At 69.3% G+C, this 18,037-nt stretch carries 12 protein-coding genes and 1 pseudogene; 8 read left to right on the forward strand and 5 right to left on the reverse strand.

From position 1 onward, the window contains the following. Positions 1–287: pseudogene (locus tag FNH08_RS22160) on the reverse strand (site-2 protease family protein); the annotation flags it as partial. 197 nt (positions 288–484) lie between these two features. On the opposite strand from FNH08_RS22160, the gene FNH08_RS22165 reads away from it, so the two are divergent. Both FNH08_RS22165 and FNH08_RS22170 read left to right on the forward strand, forming a co-directional pair. Continuing rightward, complete coding sequence (locus FNH08_RS22165; RefSeq protein ID WP_152773243.1) at positions 485–1,426, forward strand: RecB family exonuclease; 942 nt, start codon at positions 485–487, stop codon at positions 1,424–1,426. A 14-nt stretch (positions 1,427–1,440) separates the two neighbouring features. Continuing rightward, positions 1,441–2,112, forward strand: coding sequence for a response regulator (locus tag FNH08_RS22170; RefSeq protein ID WP_020141342.1), 672 nt, complete (start codon positions 1,441–1,443; stop codon positions 2,110–2,112). Positions 2,113–2,196: 84 nt separating this feature from the next. On the opposite strand, the gene FNH08_RS22175 is transcribed toward FNH08_RS22170, so the two are convergent. From FNH08_RS22175 to metH, 4 genes are all read right to left on the reverse strand, one after another. Further along, complete coding sequence (locus tag FNH08_RS22175; protein WP_322725092.1) at positions 2,197–3,780, reverse strand: ABC transporter substrate-binding protein; 1,584 nt, start codon at positions 3,778–3,780, stop codon at positions 2,197–2,199. A 78-nt stretch (positions 3,781–3,858) separates the two neighbouring features. Next, entirely contained in the window at positions 3,859–5,460 is a 1,602-nt protein-coding gene (locus FNH08_RS22180; protein ID WP_152773245.1) for an ABC transporter substrate-binding protein, read from the reverse strand. 448 nt (positions 5,461–5,908) lie between these two features. Next, positions 5,909–6,604, reverse strand: a complete 696-nt coding sequence (locus FNH08_RS22185; RefSeq protein ID WP_152773246.1) for an HAD family hydrolase — start codon at positions 6,602–6,604, stop codon at positions 5,909–5,911. A 189-nt stretch (positions 6,605–6,793) separates the two neighbouring features. Next, the gene (gene metH, locus FNH08_RS22190) at positions 6,794–10,324 is read right to left on the reverse strand and encodes a methionine synthase (protein WP_152773247.1); all 3,531 of its coding nucleotides are present in this window, start codon (positions 10,322–10,324) and stop codon (positions 6,794–6,796) included. A 466-nt stretch (positions 10,325–10,790) separates the two neighbouring features. Here metH and FNH08_RS22195 point away from each other — a divergent pair, with 466 nt between their 5' ends. The 6 genes from FNH08_RS22195 to FNH08_RS22220 all read left to right on the forward strand — a co-directional run bounded on the left by FNH08_RS22195 (position 10,791) and on the right by FNH08_RS22220 (position 18,009). Continuing rightward, entirely contained in the window at positions 10,791–11,558 is a 768-nt protein-coding gene (locus FNH08_RS22195) for an IclR family transcriptional regulator (RefSeq protein ID WP_152773248.1), read from the forward strand. A 399-nt stretch (positions 11,559–11,957) separates the two neighbouring features. Further along, a complete protein-coding gene (locus FNH08_RS22200) occupies positions 11,958–12,752 on the forward strand; it encodes an MIP/aquaporin family protein (RefSeq protein ID WP_322725093.1) in 795 nt (264 codons plus the stop codon). Between the two features lie 111 nt (positions 12,753–12,863). Further along, on the forward strand, positions 12,864–14,399 hold the full coding sequence (gene glpK, locus FNH08_RS22205) for a glycerol kinase GlpK (RefSeq protein ID WP_322725094.1): 1,536 nt from the start codon (positions 12,864–12,866) through the stop codon (positions 14,397–14,399). An 8-nt stretch (positions 14,400–14,407) separates the two neighbouring features. Beyond that, positions 14,408–16,024, forward strand: coding sequence for a glycerol-3-phosphate dehydrogenase/oxidase (locus FNH08_RS22210; RefSeq protein ID WP_152773249.1), 1,617 nt, complete (start codon positions 14,408–14,410; stop codon positions 16,022–16,024). A gap of 131 nt (positions 16,025–16,155) precedes the next feature. Beyond that, positions 16,156–16,827 (forward strand): FadR/GntR family transcriptional regulator, encoded by a 672-nt coding sequence (locus tag FNH08_RS22215; RefSeq protein ID WP_152773250.1) that lies wholly within the window; start codon positions 16,156–16,158, stop codon positions 16,825–16,827. 183 nt (positions 16,828–17,010) lie between these two features. Then, on the forward strand, positions 17,011–18,009 hold the full coding sequence (locus tag FNH08_RS22220; protein WP_322725097.1) for a PAC2 family protein: 999 nt from the start codon (positions 17,011–17,013) through the stop codon (positions 18,007–18,009). Positions 18,010–18,037: the final 28 nt, after the last annotated feature.

An 18,037-nucleotide genomic window follows, 5' to 3' on the forward strand; every position in this document is an offset into this window, starting at 1 on the left:
GTCTCGTGGTCGGTCGAGGAGCTGGGGCGTTCGGGGGACGGCTCCGTGGGCGTGGCCGTCCGGTGGTCGGCCGGAGGCTCGGTGCCCGCCGGGGGTTCGTGGTCGGCTGAGGGTTCGGGGCGTGCCGGAGTGGCGCCGTCGGCCGGGGCCTGTGGCGTCTGCCCGTTCTCGCTGGGCTCCGGTTCGGGGCGTGCGGTGTCGGCGGCCGGGGTCGACCGCCCCGCGGGGCGCTCGGTCGTCTCGTCACTGCCGGACCGCGGCTGCCCGCTCCCGCCGCTCTCGTCCACGATGTCCCCTCGTTCGATACGTGTTCCGCGCCCCGCCCTGCGGGGCGGAAGGGTCTGTGGTCGATGCTATGCCGTCGTCGCCGCTCGTTCCGCCCCGGCACCCCCTCTGTTCCCCGTGCTGTCGTACGGGTCGTTGTGTGATCGCGACCGCGCACGGGTCACGTCACTGTCAGTGGCGACCCGTATGGTCTGTGGTCATGGAAACCAGCACCGACGCCACCGTCGCGGAAGGCTCCGGTTCGGAGGGCTCCGGAGGCGAGCCCCCGGCGGGGAGCCGTGAGGTGGCCGCCGCGCCCCCGTCGTCGCTCTCGCCGTCCCGTGCCGGCGACTTCATGCAGTGCCCGCTGCTCTACCGCTTCCGGGTGATCGACCGGCTTCCCGAGAAGCCGAGCGAGGCGGCCACGCGCGGCACGCTGGTGCACGCGGTCCTGGAGCGGCTCTTCGACACCCCCGCGACGGAGCGTACGGCGCCGCGGGCGAAGGCGCTGATCCCCGGCCAGTGGGACCGTCTGCGCGAGTCGAGACCGGAGGTCGTGGAGCTGTTCGCGGACGACCCGGAGGGCGAGCGGCTGGCCCGCTGGCTCTCGGAGGCGGAGCGGCTCGTGGAGCGCTGGTTCACGCTGGAGGATCCGACCCGGCTGGAGCCCGCCGAGCGTGAGTTGTTCGTCGAGGCGGAGCTGGACTCGGGGCTGAGGCTGCGCGGGATCATCGACCGTGTCGATGTCGCGCCGACCGGTGAGGTGCGGATCGTCGACTACAAGACGGGCAAGGCTCCGAGGCCCGAGTACGCCGAGAGCGCGCTGTTCCAGATGAAGTTCTACGCGCTGGTGGTGTGGCGTCTGAAGGGGGTCGTCCCGCGCCGGCTCCAGCTGGTCTATCTGGGCAGTGGGGATGTGCTGACGTACGACCCGGTCCTCGCTGATCTGGAGCGTGTCGAGCGCAAGCTGCTCGCGCTGTGGGACGCGATCAGCCTGGCCACCGAGACGGGTAACTGGCGGCCCCGGCCCACGAAGCTGTGCGGCTGGTGTGATCACCAGGCCGTCTGTCCGGAATTCGGCGGTACTCCCCCGCCGTATCCGCTGCCGGTGAGGTCGCCCGCGTCGGGTGGAGGCGCTCAGGGCAGAATGGGGCCGGACTAGCGAAGGAGACTTACGTGGCCATCCGCGTCCTATTGGTCGACGACCAGCCGCTGCTGCGCACCGGCTTCCGGATGATCCTGGAGGCGGAGCAGGACATCGCGGTCGTCGGGGAGGCCGGGGACGGCCTCCAGGCGCTCGACCAGGTGCGTGCTCTGCAGCCCGATGTGGTTCTGATGGATATCCGTATGCCGCGGATGGACGGGGTGGAGGCGACCCGGCAGATCACCGGTCCGGGCCGGGACGGTCCGGCGAAGGTGCTGGTGCTGACCACCTTCGACCTGGACGAGTACGTCGTGGAGGCGCTGCGGGCGGGTGCCAGCGGCTTTCTGCTGAAGGACGCGCCGGCCAACGAGCTGGTGCAGGCGATCCGTGTGGTGGCCGCCGGTGAGGCGATGCTCGCGCCCAGCATCACGCGTCGGCTCCTCGACAAGTACGCCACGCATCTGCCTTCCGGCGACGAGCCGGTGCCGGACACGCTGCACACGCTGACCGACCGCGAGGTCGAGGTGCTCAAGCTGGTGGCGCGCGGGCTGTCGAACGCGGAGATCGCGGCCGATCTGTTCGTCAGCGAGACCACGGTCAAGACGCATGTGGGGCACGTCCTGACCAAGCTGGGCCTGCGCGACCGCGTGCAGGCCGCGGTGTACGCGTACGAGAGCGGGCTGGTGCGCCCCGGCGCGCAGTAGAGCGCGGCAGCGCAGCCGAGCGGAAGACGGTCGAGGGCGCCCCTTCATCACGAAGGGGCGCCCTCCGGCGTCGTACCCGCGGGGTCAGTCCTTGCTGATCTCCCAGAAGCGGAACACCGTTGAGGCGTCGAGGCAGTACTCCAGGCCGTAGACGTTGTCCTTGACGACCGCGTACTGCTTGGCCTGCCAGACCGGGATGACCGGGACGTCCTCGGCGACGATGTTCTGGAGCTCGGCGTACTCCTGCTCGGTCGCGGAGCGCTCGCTCTCGGCGGCGGTCTTCGGCAGGAGCGTGCCGGTGATCGTCTTGTTGGTGTAGTTGTTGCCGAGGACGTTGCCGTCGCCGAAGAAGGGGCTCGTGAAGTTGTCGGGGTCCGGGTAGTCGGGCACCCAACCCTTCACGTACACGCCGTACTTGCCCGCAGCGATGTCCTTCTCGTACTTCTCGAAGGGCACGGACTTCACGGTCGCCTCGAACAGCCCGCTGTCGTTGAGCTGCTTGGCGATCGCCTTGAACTCGTCGTCGGTGGACGGGCCGTAGCGCGACGGCGTGGACCAGAGGGTCAGCTGGACCTTGTCGTTGATGCCGTCGGCGCGCAGGGCGGCTTCCGCCTTGGCCTTGGAGGGGCGGGCGCCGTAGGTGTCGAAGAAGGCCGTGTTGTGGCCGGTGATGCCGGCCGGGATGATCGAGTACAGCGGCGTCGCCGTGCCCTGGTAGACCTGTTCGACGAGGGCTTCGCGGTCCAGCAGGTAGGCCATGGCCTTGCGGACGCCGAGCTTGCCGGCCACCGGGTCGTTCATGTTGAAGACCAGGTGCTGCACTTCGGCTCCGGTGCCGTCGACGATGTCGATGGGGCTCTTGTTGGAGCTGTCGGCCTCGATGTCGGCGATGTCGGTGGAGCTGAGCCCGCGGTACGCGAGGTCGAGCTTGTCCTCGCGCAGGTCCTTCTTCAGGGCGGTCTGGTCGCCGTGGAAGAACTTCAGGGTCACGCCGGTGTTGTCCACGTTGGCGTTGCCCTTGTAGTTCCCGTTGACCGAGAAGACGGCCTCGTCCTTGCCGAAGGAGTCGAGCTTGTAGGGGCCGGAGCCGACGGCACCGCCGTCCTTGCGGAGCTTGTCGGCGTCGTAGGAACGGTGGTCGACGATCGAGCCGGCGCCGGAGGCTATCTTGCTGGGGAACGTGGCGTCGGGGTACTTGAGATGGAAGACGACGGTCTTGTCGTCCGGGGTCTCGACCTTGTCCAGCATGGGGAACATGATCGCCGGACCGGCCTCGTCGTTGATCTCCATCATGCGGTCGAAGGAGAACTTGACGTCCTCCGAGGTGAGGGAGTCACCGTTGCTGAACTTCAGGCCGTCCTTGAGTTCGCACACGAACCGTGTGGCCCTGCTGTCGGTGAAGGTGCACTCCTTGGCGGCCTCCGGTTCGGGTTCCGTGGCGCCGTTGGGGAAGCTCAGCAGCGACTGGAAGACGTTGTTGAAGAGCAGCCAGGAGCCCGGGTCGTAGCCGGAGGCGGGGTCGGTGGCCAGTACCTCGTCGGACATCCCCATCACGACGGCGGATCCGCCGTCGGAGGAGTCGCCCGTGTCGGAGCCACAGCCGGTGAGCAGGCCGACGGCCAGTCCCGTGGTGATGGACAGGACCGGCAATTGGTTACGCATGTTCACTTAACGGGTGCCTTGGTGTCGTCGGTTCGAGGAACCTCCGGGCCCGGCGGAGCCCGGAGTGGGGGGTGAGGTCTCCGGTCAGCCGCTCATACCGCGGCCGAGCTCCCACAGCTGAAGTGTCGAAGCGGAGTTGAGCGCGTACTCGCCGCCTGTGACGTCGTCCCTCACGGCGACGTACTGGTTGCCCTGCCAGAGCGGCAGGACCGGTACGTCGTCGGCCACGATGTCCTGGATGCCGGTGAGGCTGTCCGAGGCGGTGAGGCGGTCGGCCTCACGGCGGGACTCGGGGAGCAGCGTGGCCCGGATCTCGTTGTTCGCGTACGGCGAGCGCAGGAAGTTGTCCTTGTCGAGGAACGGCGAGAGGTAGTTGTCGGCGTCCGGGAAGTCGGGGAACCAGCCCATGCCGTAGACCGCGTACTCGCCCTTGCGCTCGGCCGGCTGGAATGTGGACCAGGGCGCGCCCTTGATGTCGACGTCGAACAGGCCGCTGTCGTTGAGCTGTTTCCGCAGCTGCTCGAACTCCGGCTTGGTGGCGGCGCCGTAGTGGTCGGTCGTGTAGTTCAGGGTCAGCTTCACGGGGGTGGTGATGCCGGCCCCGGTCAGGATCGCCTTCGCCTTGGCCTTGCTCGGCTCGCCGTACTTGTTGAAGAACGAGTTGGAGTGGCCGGTGATGCTGGCCGGGACGAGCGAGAAGAGCGGTTCCGCCTGGGTGCCGTAGACCTTGGAGACGAGGGCGCCGCGGTCGATGAGCTGGGCCATGGACTGGCGGACGGCCTTGGCCTTGACCGGCGAGGCGTCGGTGTTGAAGCCCAGGTAGCGGATTTCCAGGCCGGACGTCTCGATGAGGTCGATGTCGCCGGCGGAGGAGTTCGAGAACTCGTCGATCTGTTTCGGCGTCATGGTGCGGGTCATCAGGTCGATGTCGCCCTTGTCGAGCGCGGTGCCCATGGCGTCGGCGTCGTCGAAGGAGCGCAGGACGACCTCGCCGTTCTTCGGCTTCAGCAGCCCCTTGTAGTTGGGGTTCTTGGTGAAGACGGCCTCGGTGATCTCGTTGTCCTTGACCTCGGCCTTGAGGGTGTACGGGCCGGAGCCGTCGACGTCGAAGCCGTCACGCAGCTTCTTCTTGTCGTAGTCGTCGGGGTTGACGATGCCGGCGACGGGCGTGGACAGCTTGTACGGGAAGGTGGCGTCGGGTCCGTTGAGGTGGAAGATCACCTCGCGGTCGCCCTTGGTCTCCACGAGCTGGATGTTCGACAGCAGCGCGAACACACCGCTGTCGGCCTTGATGGAGCGGGCCCGGTCGATGGAGAACTTCACGTCCTCGGCGGTGATCGGGTCGCCGTCGGCGAACTTCAGGTCCTCGCGGAGCGTGCAGGCGTAGCGTTCGTTGCCGGTGTCGGTGAAGTGACAGTTCTGGGCGGCCTCGGGCTCGGGTTCACCGTCGCCGCGGGGCTGTGCCATCAGGGTCTGCACGGTCTGGCGGAGGATGTTCCAGGTGCCGACGTCGTACGCGTAGGCGGGGTCGAGCGGGGCGGGTGTGTCGCTGGAGGCGGTGAACCGGTCCGTGGTTCCCACGACGATCGCGTCGCCACCGCTCTCGGCGTCGGAGCCGCCACAGGCGGCGAGCACGGGGGTGAGCAGGCCGAGGACGGCCGGCAGCACCAGAGTCTTGCGGTTCATGCTCGTGTTTCTCCAGAGCTGTCTTTCCGCGGGCCCGGCAGCTGGGGTGTGCGGTCGGGGGTCGCGGGGGTACGCGATGTTCTCGCGACGAGATTAGTCGGCGCCGCGAGAGGGGCTTGCCCACACCGGAGTTGAGGTCCCATCACGCTGTGGAACCGATCGCGGACACACTGAACAGACGGTCAGTGGAATGTTTAGTGCAGGCTGCACCAATCGGGACACAAAGGTGTGCCGATCGGCGCGGAACGGGCGGACAAGGCACACACAAGCCCCCTTGTCGACCCTTTGCTGGGTGGTGAAACTCACACCACCAAATGCGTTGACGGGTATCGGAATTCAGCCAGGGTGCGCTGAACCGAATTCCCGAGCGGCGAAGGCCGTGAAGATCCTTCGCCTTATCTCGGATTCAATTAGGCACCCTCAGTGAACGGCCGTTGCATTTCCGTGGTCAGGCCACCAACAACCCACGGAGAAATGGGAGATCGACTTCTTCGAGCGAGGTGACGACCGTGCGGCGGACGGCGGGGGCGATGGGCGCCACCGAGGGGACCGCGACGACGTGGCAGCCGGCGGCCTCCGCGGCCGCGACACCGGTCGCCGTGTCCTCGATGACCGCGCATCTGGCCGGGTCGGCGCTGAGCCCGGCGGCCGCCAGCAGATACGGGTCGGGGTGCGGCTTGGTCCGCTCGACCTCGTCGCCCGCGATGGTCAGCGAGAAGTGCTGGGGGCCGAGCGAGGTCAGGACGCGGTCGATGATGCGCCGGTGGGAGGCGGAGACCAGTGCGGTGGGGATGCCGTGCGCGACGAGCTCGGCAAGCAGCCTGGCGGCGCCCGGCATGAGGGGCAGCGTACGCCCGATACGGTCCTCGAACCCGTCGTTGAGCAGCACCGTGAGCTCGGCGAGGGTGATGTCGGCGCCCGTGGCCTCGATGAGGAAGCCGGCGCTGCGGGTCATGGGACCGCCGACCACGACGTGGCGCCAGGAGTCGTCGAGCGCGTGACCGAGGCCCGCGAAGACCTCGACCTCGACGTCCCACCAGAATCCCTCGGTGTCCACCAGGGTTCCGTCCATGTCGAGGAGCACGGCCTGCAACGCTGAGCCTTCGGCCGTCTGGGTACCGAGCGCGGGGACCGTTGTCGTCATCCGGCGCACCTCCTTGTGGGACGAGCAGGCCGGTTCCCGGATGGGGAACCGGCCTGCGGTGGACCGACCAGTGTACGACGCCGCTCGACGAAGCGCTCGGTTTGAGCTCCCGACACTTGGGCACCCATAGGGCCCACCCGTACGCGGGTCACGTACGGGGGCCGGGCCTGCGCACGTGCGGTGGAGCGCTCAGCGTGCGTTGAAGTACTTCGCCTCGGGGTGGTGGATCACGATCGCGTCCGTGGACTGCTCCGGGTGCAGCTGGAACTCCTCGGAGAGCTGGACGCCGATCCGCTCGGGCTCCAGCAGCTCGGCGATCTTGGCGCGGTCCTCCAGGTTCGGGCAGGCGCCGTAGCCGAGCGAGAAGCGGGCACCCCGGTACTTCAGATCGAACATGTCCTCGATGGCCGCCGGGTCCTCCCCCGCGAAACCGAGCTCGGCACGCACGCGCGCGTGCCAGTACTCGGCCAGCGCCTCCGCCAGCTGCACGGACAGACCGTGCAGTTCGAGGTAGTCGCGGTAGGAGTTGGACTCGAAGAGCTTGGCGGTCTCCTCACCGATCCGCGAACCCACGGTGACGACCTGCAGACCCACGACGTCCCTCTCGCCGGACTCCTCCGGGCGGAAGTAGTCGGCCAGACACAGCCGGCGGCCCCGGCGCTGGCGCGGGAACGTGAACCGCGTGCGCTCGTTGCCCTGTTCGTCCAGCAGGATCAGGTCGTCGTCCTTGGACACGCACGGGAAGTAGCCGTAGACCACGGCCGCTTCGAGGAGGTTCTCGGTCTGCAGCCGGTCCAGCAGCCCGCGCAGCCGCGGCCGGCCGTCGGTCTCGACCAGTTCCTCGTACGACGGCCCGTCACCCGTGCGCGCCTGCTTCAGGCCCCACTGGCCCTTGAACAGCGCCCCCTCGTCCAGCCAGGACGCGTACTCCTTGAGCTGGATGCCCTTGATCACGCGGGTGCCCCAGAACGGCGGGGCCGGTACGGGGTTGTCGGTGGCGACGTCGGAGCGGACGTGCCCCTCCTCGGGGCGCTCCTCGACGACCGTCTGAGCGGCGGCGGCCCGGACCCGGCGCTGCTTCAGCTCCGGCAGGACCGCTCCGGGTACGCCCCGCTTGACGCCGATCAGCGCGTCCATCAGGCGCAGGCCCTCGAACGCGTCCCGGGCGTAGCGGACTTCACCCTGGTAGATCTCGTGGAGGTCCTGCTCTACGTAGGCGCGGGTGAGCGCGGCGCCGCCGAGGATGACCGGGAAGTCGGCGGCCAGGCCGCGCTGGTTGAGCTCCTCCAGGTTCTCCTTCATGATCACCGTGGATTTCACCAGCAGCCCGGACATGCCGATCACGTCGGCCCGGTGCTCCTCGGCTGCCTCCAGGATCGCCGAGACCGGCTGCTTGATGCCCAGGTTGACCACGTTGTAGCCGTTGTTGGACAGGATGATGTCGACCAGGTTCTTGCCGATGTCGTGCACGTCCCCGCGCACCGTGGCCAGCACGATGGTGCCCTTGCCCTCGGCGTCGGACTTCTCCATGTGCGGTTCGAGGTGGGCGACGGCGGTCTTCATCACCTCGGCGGACTGCAGCACGAACGGCAGCTGCATCTGGCCGGAGCCGAACAACTCACCGACCACCTTCATCCCGTCGAGCAGTGTCTCGTTGACGATGTCGAGCGCTGGGCGGTCCTGGAGGGCCGCGTCCAGGTCGGCCTCCAGGCCGTTGCGCTCGCCGTCGATGATGCGCCGCTTGAGACGCTCCTCCAGGGGGAGGGCGGCGAGTTCCTCGGCCTTGCCCGCCTTCAGGGACTTGGCCGTGGCGCCCTCGAACAGGGCCATCAACTTCTGCAGCGGGTCGTAACCCTCGCGGCGGCGGTCGTAGACGAGGTCGAGGGCCGTCTGCACCTGCTCGTCGTCGAAGCGGGCGATCGGCAGGATCTTGCTCGCGTGCACGATCGCCGAGTCGAGGCCGGCCTTGACGCACTCGTCCAGGAAGACGGAGTTGAGCAGGATGCGGGCCGCGGGGTTGAGGCCGAAGGAGATGTTGGACAGGCCCAGCGTGGTCTGCACGTCGGGGTGTCGGCGCTTCAGCTCGCGGATCGCCTCGATGGTGGCGATGCCGTCCCCCCGGGACTCCTCCTGACCGGTGCAGATCGTGAAGGTCAGGCAGTCGACGAGGATGTCCGACTCGTGGATGCCCCAGTTGCCGGTCAGGTCGTCGATCAGCCGCTCGGCGATCTCGACCTTCTTCTCCGGGGTGCGGGCCTGGCCCTCCTCGTCGATGGTCAGCGCGATCAGCGCCGCGCCGTGCTCCTGGGCGAGCTTCGTGACCTTCGCGAACCGGGACTCGGGGCCGTCGCCGTCCTCGTAGTTCACGGAGTTGATCACCGCGCGCCCGCCGAGCTTCTCCAGCCCGGCCTCGATGACGTCGACCTCGGTGGAGTCCAGCACGATCGGCAGCGTGGAGGCGGTGGCGAACCTGCCCGCGAGTTCCTGCATGTCGGCGACGCCGTCACGGCCCACGTAGTCCACGCACAGGTCCAGCATGTGCGCGCCCTCGCGGATCTGATCGCGGGCCATCTCCACGCAGTCGTCCCAGCGTGCCTCCAGCATGGCCTCGCGGAACTTCTTCGAGCCGTTGGCGTTGGTGCGCTCGCCGATCGCCAGGTAGGAGGTGTCCTGACGGAACGGGACCGTCTGGTAGAGGGAGGCGGCGCCGGGCTCGGGCCGCGGGTCGCGCTGCGTGGGGGTGAGCTCGCGCACCCGCTCGACGACCTGGCGCAGGTGCTCCGGGGTGGTGCCGCAGCAGCCGCCGACCAGGGACATGCCGTACTCGCGGACGAAGGTCTCCTGGGCGTCGGCGAGTTCGGGGGCGGTCAGCGGGTAGTGCGCGCCGTCCTTGCCCAGCACCGGCAGACCGGCGTTCGGCATGCAGGACAGCGGGATGCGGGAGTGGCGGGCCAGGTAGCGCAGGTGTTCGCTCATCTCGGCCGGACCGGTGGCGCAGTTCAGGCCGATCATGTCGATGCCGAGCGGCTCCAGGGCCGTCAGGGCGGCGCCGATCTCCGAGCCGAGCAGCATCGTGCCGGTCGTCTCCACGGTCACCGACACGATGAGCGGCAGGTCGAGGCCGGACGTCTGAAGGGCGCGGCGGGCGCCTAGTACGGCCGCCTTGGTCTGGAGCAGGTCCTGGGTGGTCTCCACGAGGAGCGCGTCGGCGCCGCCCGCGATCATGCCCTCGGCGTTCTGCTGGTAGGCGTCCCGCAGGGTCGTGTACGGGGCGTGGCCCAGCGTCGGCAGCTTCGTGCCGGGGCCCATGGAGCCCAGCACCCAGCGCTGCTGACCGGTCGACGCCGTGAACTCGTCGGCGACCTCGCGGGCGATCCGCGCTCCCGCCTCGGACAGTTCGTACACGCGCTCGGGGATGTCGTACTCGCCGAGGGCGGAGAAGTTCGCTCCGAAGGTGTTCGTCTCGACGCAGTCCACGCCCACCGCGAAGTACTCCTCGTGCACCGAGCGCACGATGTCGGGGCGGGTGAGGTTCAGGATCTCGTTGCAGCCCTCGAGGTTCTCGAAGTCCTCCAGCGTCGGTTCCTGGGCCTGGAGCATGGTGCCCATCGCGCCGTCGGCGACCACCACGCGAGTGGCCAGGGCATGACGGAGTGCGGCGGATCGGGTCCGGCTGTCGGAAGCGGCGGACGTAGGGGACGGGTTCGGCAACGAGGCCATGAAGGTGCTCCCTGGAGTGCGACGGCTGTCGGCTTTGCGCCTTCTTGCGGATGGCGCACCCGGCCAGGGTAGCCCGGAGCGGGTTCCGTCGGTCAGGGCGTCCACGGGACGGACCAACGCGTCGGCCCACCGGGCCTTGCGGGTCCACACCCGCGCACCACGCCCGCGCCCCGCGACACGCCGGTCCGTACCTACGGGACATGCGCCCATGCCCCCGCGACACGCCGGTCTGTGCCGACGGCGACATTCCGGGCCCCTACCCACGCGACATGCGTCCACTCCCCCGCGACATGCGGTTTACTCCGACGGCGCGCGTGAACGTGCCGGGCCCGTCGGGGGGTGATCTGGCGAAAAGGTGGTGACCGCCATTAGCGGCGGATCGATGGCGGCGGGTAGTGTTCGACATTGCCGAACGGTGTCAGTGGAGCCGCGCACCGACGGCGAAGGGGACGGAGGCAGGACGGCGATGGCACGGAACATCCAGTCGCTCGAACGGGCGGCCGCGATGCTGCGGCTGCTGGCGGGCGGCGAGCGACGACTCGGCCTCTCGGACATCGCCTCGTCGCTGGGCCTCGCCAAGGGCACGGCCCACGGCATACTGCGCACCCTCCAGCAGGAGGGCTTCGTCGAACAGGACGACGCCTCCGGGCGCTACCAGCTGGGCGCCGAGCTGCTGCGTCTGGGCACCACGTACCTCGACGTGCACGAGCTGCGGGCGCGCGCCCTGGTGTGGACCGACGACCTGGCCCGCTCCAGCGGGGAGAGCGTCTACCTGGGGGTGCTGCACCAGCAGGGCGTGCTGATCGTGCACCACGTCTTCCGGCCCGACGACAGCCGGCAGGTCCTGGAGATCGGGGCCATGCAGCCGCTGCACTCCACGGCGCTGGGCAAGGTGCTGTCGGCGTACGACCCGGTGGCGCACAGCGAGGTCCTGGAGGGCCACCGGAAAGCCTTCACGGACCGGACGATCTGCGAGCTGGACGAGTTCGAGGGCGTCCTGGACATCACGCGGGCGCGGGGGTTCGCGGCCGACATCGAGGAGACCTGGGAGGGTGTGGCGTCCGTCGCCGCGCCCATCCACGACCGGCGCCGTATGCCGGTGGGCGCGGTCGGCATCACCGGTGCGGTGGAGCGGGTGTGCCGGGACGGTGGCGAGGTGCGGCCGGAGTTGATCGCGGCGGTACGGGATTGCGCACGCGCGGTTTCTCGGGATCTGGGTGCGGCTCGGTTCTGAGCGCGGGCGGTTGCGGTCTGACTGTGGTCGGCTGCGGTTCTGACCGTGGTCGGCTGCGGGTTCGTTGTGGCTGGTCGCGCCCACGCGGCGGAGCCGCATGTCCAATACAGCCCCGCGCCCCTAAAAGCATGGGCGCACCCAGCAGCCGAAGATCGTCACCCGGCGGCGGCCCGTTCCGCGATCAATAACGATCGCGTTTTCGATAACGGACCCCTTGACGTGCGTGTGGGGCCAGAGCAAGACTCCCGTCCATCGGTCGGCATTGTCGAACACTTACCGGCAATACGCGCTAGAGTGTGACAACGCCAAGGGCCGGCATCGCTCTCACCCCCGAGAGCGCGGACCACCGGAGGGACCCGGGGTTCGCCTTCCCCTGGACGAAGGACAAAGGAGTCGCGGGTGTCCAGCTCCGACATCTTCATCGGCGAGACCATCGGTACCGCCATACTCATCCTGCTCGGCGCCGGTGTCTGCGCCGCCGTCACGCTCAAGGCCTCCAAGGCTCGTAACGCCGGTTGGCTCGCCATCACCTTCGGATGGGGTTTCGCCGTTCTGACGGCGGTCTACACCTCGGCGCCGCTGTCGGGTGCCCATCTGAACCCGGCCGTGACCCTCGCGATCGCGATCAAGGACGGCGACTGGAGCAACGTCCCGACCTATTGGGCGGGCCAGATGCTCGGCGCCATGATCGGTGCCGCGCTGGTCTGGGTCGCCTACTACGGGCAGTTCCACGCGCACCTCACCGACAAGGAGATCGTGGGCGGTCCGGGCGCGCAGGCCACCAAGGCCAAGGCCGTCGAGGCGCAGGAGGCCGGTGCCGGCCCCGTGCTCGGCATCTTCTCCACCGGCCCCGAGATCCGGAACGTGTGGCAGAACCTGGCCACCGAGATCATCGGCACGATCGTGCTCGTCCTCGCGGTCCTCACCCAGGGCCTGAACGACAGCGGCAAGGGCCTCGGCACGCTGGGCGCCCTGATCACCGCCCTCGTGGTCGTGTCCATCGGCCTCTCGCTCGGTGGCCCGACCGGGTACGCGATCAACCCGGCCCGTGACCTCGGTCCGCGGATCACGCACGCCCTGCTGCCGCTGCCCAACAAGGGTGGCTCGGACTGGAGCTACGCCTGGATCCCCGTGGTCGGCCCGCTGATCGGCGGCGCGATCGCCGCAGGCATCTACAACGTCGCCTTCGCTTAGGGGCACCACGCCCGCCGGCATCGCTGACAGCATTCCGCGCACAAGCGTTCCGCACATGAGCATCGCGCCGTACCGACAGCCGCTTGTCCACAGAACTTTCAGGAGCACACCGTGACCGACGCCCACGCCGGCCCGTTCATCGCCGCCATCGACCAGGGCACGACCTCGTCCCGCTGCATCGTCTTCGACCGTGACGGCCGCATCGTCTCCGTCGACCAGAAGGAGCACGAGCAGATCTTCCCCAAGCCGGGCTGGGTCGAGCACAACGCCACGGAGATCTGGACCAACGTCCAGGAGGTCGTCGCCGGGGCCATCCAGAAGGCCGGCATCACCCGCGACGACATCAAGGCCATCGGCATCACCAACCAGCGGGAGACCACTCTCCTCTGGGACAAGAACACCGGTGAGCCCGTCCACAACGCCATCGTCTGGCAGGACACCCGCACCGACGCGCTCTGCAAGGACCTCGGCCGCAACGTCGGCCAGGACCGTTTCCGCCGCGAGACCGGCCTTCCCCTCGCCTCCTACTTCGCCGGTCCCAAGGCCCGCTGGCTGCTGGACAACGTCGAGGGTCTGCGCGAGCGCGCCGAGGCCGGCGACATCCTGTTCGGCACGATGGACAGCTGGGTCATCTGGAACCTGACGGGCGGTGTCAACGGCGGCCGCCACGTCACCGACGTCACCAACGCCTCCCGCACCCTGCTGATGAACCTCCACACCATGGAGTGGGACGACAAGATCTGCGCCTCCATCGGCGTGCCGCAGCAGATGCTGCCCGAGATCCGCTCCTCCGCCGAGGTGTACGGCGAGATCACCGGCGGCAAGCTGGGCGAGCTGCTCGGCGGCATCCCGGTCGCGTCCGCGCTCGGCGACCAGCAGGCGGCCCTGTTCGGCCAGACCTGTTTCGCCGAGGGCGAGGCCAAGTCCACGTACGGCACCGGCACCTTCATGCTGATGAACACCGGTGAGAAGATCATCAACTCGTACTCCGGGCTGCTGACCACCGTGGGCTACCGGATCGGCGACGACAAGCCGGTCTACGCCCTGGAGGGCTCGATCGCCGTCACCGGTTCGCTGGTGCAGTGGATGCGCGACCAGATGGGCCTGATCTCCACCGCCGCCGAGATCGAGACGCTGGCGCTCTCGGTCGAGGACAACGGCGGCGCGTACTTCGTACCGGCCTTCTCCGGTCTGTTCGCCCCCTACTGGCGCTCCGACGCCCGTGGTGTGATCGCCGGCCTCACCCGGTACGTCACCAAGGCGCACCTGGCGCGCGCCGTCCTGGAGGCCACCGCCTGGCAGACCCGTGAGATCACCGACGCCATGACGAAGGACTCCGGCGTCGAGCTCTCCGCGCTCAAGGTCGACGGCGGCATGACCTCCAACAACCTGCTGATGCAGACGCTCTCGGACTTCCTGGACGCCCCCGTGGTGCGCCCGATGGTCGCCGAGACCACCTGCCTCGGCGCCGCCTACGCCGCCGGTCTCGCCGTCGGCTTCTGGACCAACACCGACGACCTGCGCCGCAACTGGCGCCGGGCCGCCGAGTGGACCCCCCGCATGGACGCGGAGATCCGCGACCGTGAGTACAAGAGCTGGCTCAAGGCCGTCGAGCGGACCATGGGCTGGCTCGAGGACGAGGAGTAAGAAACCGCATGACCAGTCAGTCCACCCTGCAGTCCCTGCCCGCCCTGGGCACGCGCCCGGCCTCCGGCTCGAACCCGACCCGCGCCGAGACCCGCGAGCAGCTCGCCAAGGCGTCGTACGACCTCCTCGTCATCGGCGGCGGCATCCTGGGCATCTCCACCGCCTGGCACGCCGCGCAGTCGGGGCTCAGGGTGGCGCTGGTCGACGCCGGCGACTTCGCCGGTGCCACATCCTCCGCCTCCTCCAAGCTGCTCCACGGCGGTCTGCGCTACCTGCAGACCGGCGCGGTGAAGCTGGTCGCGGAGAACCACTTCGAGCGCCGTGCGGTCTCCCGCCAGGTGGCCCCCCATCTGGCGAACCCGCTCACGTTCTACCTCCCCGTGTACAAGGGCGGGCCGCACGGCGCGGCGAAGCTCGGGGCGGGCGTGTTCGCCTACTCCGCGCTGTCGGCGTTCGGTGACGGAGTTGGCCACCTGCTCTCGCCGGCGAAGGCCGCGCAGGACGTGCCCGAGCTGCGTACGGACAACCTCAAGGCCGTGGCCGTGTACGGCGACGACCAGATGAACGACTCCCGGATGGCGCTGATGACGGTCCGCGCGGCCGTCGAGTCGGGCGCCGTCGTCCTCAACCACGCCGAAGTGACCGGCCTGCGCTTCACCCGGGGCCGGGTCACGGGCGCGGAGCTCAGGGACCGCGTGTCCGGCGACGAGTTCGGCGTGAACGCCCGTCTCGTGCTGAACGCGACCGGCCCGTGGGTCGACCACCTGCGCCGCATGGAGAACCCGGACGCGGCGCCCTCCATCCGCCTGTCCAAGGGCGCGCACCTGGTCCTGAAGCGCACCTCCCCCTGGAAGGCCGCGCTGGCGACCCCCATCGACAAGTACCGCATCACCTTCGCCCTCCCCTGGGAGGACATGCTGCTGCTCGGCACCACCGACGAGCAGTACGAGGGCGACCCGGCCGAGGTCGCGGTCACCGAGAAGGACATCACGCAGATACTCGACGAGGCCGCGTTCTCGGTCCGCGACCAGCAGCTCTCGCGCGACCTGATGACGTACGCCTTCGCCGGTCTGCGCGTGCTGCCGGGCGGCCCCGGTGACACGTCGAAGGCCAAGCGGGAGACAGTCGTGACGGAGGGCCGGGGCGGGATGCTTTCGGTCGCGGGCGGCAAGTGGACCACCTTCCGGCACATCGGCCGTACGGTGATGAAGAAGCTGGAGTCGCTGCCGGGCCGGCCGCTGGGTGAGGACTTCGAGCCGATCGCCTCGCTCCCGAAGAAGCTGCCGCTGCCTGGTGTCGCCAACCCGCGCGCGGTCGCCCACCGGCTCCTCGTCGACCGGCCGGCGCCCGGCCCGCGCATGGCACCGGACACCGCCAGGCACCTGGCGACGCACTACGGTTCGCTCGCCTTCGACATCGCCCGCCTCGCCAACGACGACCCCGCGCTGGCCGACCGCGTCCACCCGGACGCACCGGAGATCTGGGCGCAGGTCGTCTACGCCCGGGACAACGAGTGGGCCGAGTCGGCGGACGACGTGCTGCGCCGCCGCACGACGCTGACGATCCGGGGCCTGGCGACGGACGAGGTCCGGGGCAAGGTGCAGGATCTGCTGGACAAGAAGTAGGCGCGTGCGGTGACCTGAGGGGCGGTTCCCGGGTGCGGGCCGCCCCTTCGCCGTGAGGAGTGCACCATTCAGCCTGCTCAACGCGCATAATGTGCTGAGACATCGGATGTCTGAGCGACAGGGAGGCACCCATGGCAGTCACCGATGAGGCGATCGAGAAGATCAAGGGAATGATCGTCTCCGGCGCGCTGCGCCCCGGCGACCGCCTGCCCAAGGAGAGCGAGCTGGCCGCCGACCTGGGGCTGTCCCGCAACTCGCTGCGCGAGGCGGTGCGGGCCCTGTCGCTGATCCGCATCCTGGACGTGCGGCAGGGCGACGGCACGTACGTCACCAGTCTGGACCCGCAGCTCCTGCTGGAGGCGCTGAGCTTCGTCGTCGACTTCCACCGCGACGACACGGTCCTGGAGTTCCTCGCGGTGCGGCGCATCCTGGAGCCGGCGGCCACGGCGATGGCGGCCTCCCGTATCAGCGAGCAGCAACTGGACGCGCTGAGCGCCCAGCTGGACAAACTGGGCGAGGCGCCGTCCGTGGAGGAACTCGTTGCCTGCGACCTGGACTTCCACCGGGGCATCGTGCAGTCCTCCGGCAACTCGGTGCTCTGCTCTCTGCTGGACGGACTGTCCGGCCCCACGACGCGGGCCCGCATCTGGCGCGGTCTCACCCAGGAGGACGCGGTCAGCCGCACCCTCCACGAGCACCGCATGATCCTCGCCGCGCTCCGCGACCGCGACGGGGAGGCGGCCCGCTCATGGGCCACGGTCCACATCGCGTCGGTGGAGCAGTGGCTGCGCTCGACTCTGTGAACCGCTCCGTTCTGTGAACCATTCCGTGAACCGCGGGTGACAGCTCGGCTGCCCACCGGGTGTTCCGAGGCGGCGAACGGGGCATTGATCCGTTCACTCCCCCGTGCAAGGGGGCTGCGGAGGCCCCCGCGCAACGCCGTAAGGTTGGGGCGTAGGCGAGGGCACGTCGGAAGGAGGCGCTGGGTGATCGAGCTCGAGGGGGTTCCCGAGCTGGTCGACCCGGTCATGGTGGCCGCGTTCGAGGGCTGGAACGACGCCGGCGACGCCGCCTCCACCGCGGTCGCGCATCTGGACAGAGAGTGGAAGGGCGAGGTGTTCGCGGCGCTCGACGCCGAGGACTACTACGACTTCCAGGTGAACCGCCCCACGGTGTGGCTGGACGCCGGAGTCCGCAAGATCACCTGGCCGACGACGAGGTTGTCGGTCGTCAGGGTCGGCGGTGAGAAGCCGCGGGACCTGGTGCTGGTCCGTGGCATCGAACCGTCCATGCGGTGGCGCTCGTTCTGCAACGAACTGCTGGGCTTCGCCCATGAGCTGGGCGTGGAGCTGGTGGTCATCCTGGGCGCCCTGCTCGGCGACACCCCGCACACGCGTCCGGTCCCGGTCAGCGGGGTCACGTCCGACGCGGATCTGGCCCAGCGGATGGACCTGGAGGAGACCAAGTACGAGGGCCCCACGGGCATCGTCGGCATCCTCCAGGAGGCGTGCACGCACGCGGGCGTCCCGGCCGTCTCGCTGTGGGCGGCCGTCCCGCACTACGTGTCGCAGCCGCCGAACCCGAAGGCCACGCTGGCCCTCCTGAACCGCCTGGAGGACCTCATCGACGTGCGCATCCCGCTGGGCGAGCTGCCCGAGGACGCGCGCGCGTGGCAGGTGGGCGTGGACCAGCTGGCCGCCGAGGACAGCGAGGTCGCCGAGTACGTGCAGACGCTGGAGGAGGCCCGGGACACCGCCGAGCTGCCCGAGGCGTCCGGCGAGGCCATCGCCCGCGAGTTCGAGCGCTATCTGCGCAGACGGGACGGCGGCGGGCCCGGAGGCCCTGGGGGCCCGTCCGCGGGCGGGCACGCCACGGCGGACGGCAGCGACAGCACCTCGTACCTGCGGGACAACCCCGGCGGCCGGAGCCGACCGCCGAAGCCGCAGCGGCCGGGACCCGACGACGACGAGTCGTCGGAAGACTGAGACAGAAGACTGAGACAGCTCGGAGGGG

It is taken from the genome of Streptomyces spongiae, from assembly GCF_009377185.1.
In the GTDB taxonomy this organism is placed as follows: Bacteria; Actinomycetota; Actinomycetes; order Streptomycetales; family Streptomycetaceae; genus Streptomyces; species Streptomyces spongiae.

Coding starts and splice junctions, on each gene's coding strand:
- FNH08_RS22165 (WP_152773243.1), top strand. CDS start 485: ATGGAAACCAGCACCGACGCCACCGTCGCGGAAGGCTCCGGTTCGGAG.
- FNH08_RS22180 (WP_152773245.1), bottom strand. CDS start 5,460: ATGAACCGCAAGACTCTGGTGCTGCCGGCCGTCCTCGGCCTGCTCACC.
- FNH08_RS22185 (WP_152773246.1), bottom strand. CDS start 6,604: ATGACGACAACGGTCCCCGCGCTCGGTACCCAGACGGCCGAAGGCTCA.
- metH (WP_152773247.1), bottom strand. CDS start 10,324: ATGGCCTCGTTGCCGAACCCGTCCCCTACGTCCGCCGCTTCCGACAGC.
- FNH08_RS22195 (WP_152773248.1), top strand. CDS start 10,791: ATGGCACGGAACATCCAGTCGCTCGAACGGGCGGCCGCGATGCTGCGG.
- FNH08_RS22210 (WP_152773249.1), top strand. CDS start 14,408: ATGACCAGTCAGTCCACCCTGCAGTCCCTGCCCGCCCTGGGCACGCGC.
- FNH08_RS22215 (WP_152773250.1), top strand. CDS start 16,156: ATGGCAGTCACCGATGAGGCGATCGAGAAGATCAAGGGAATGATCGTC.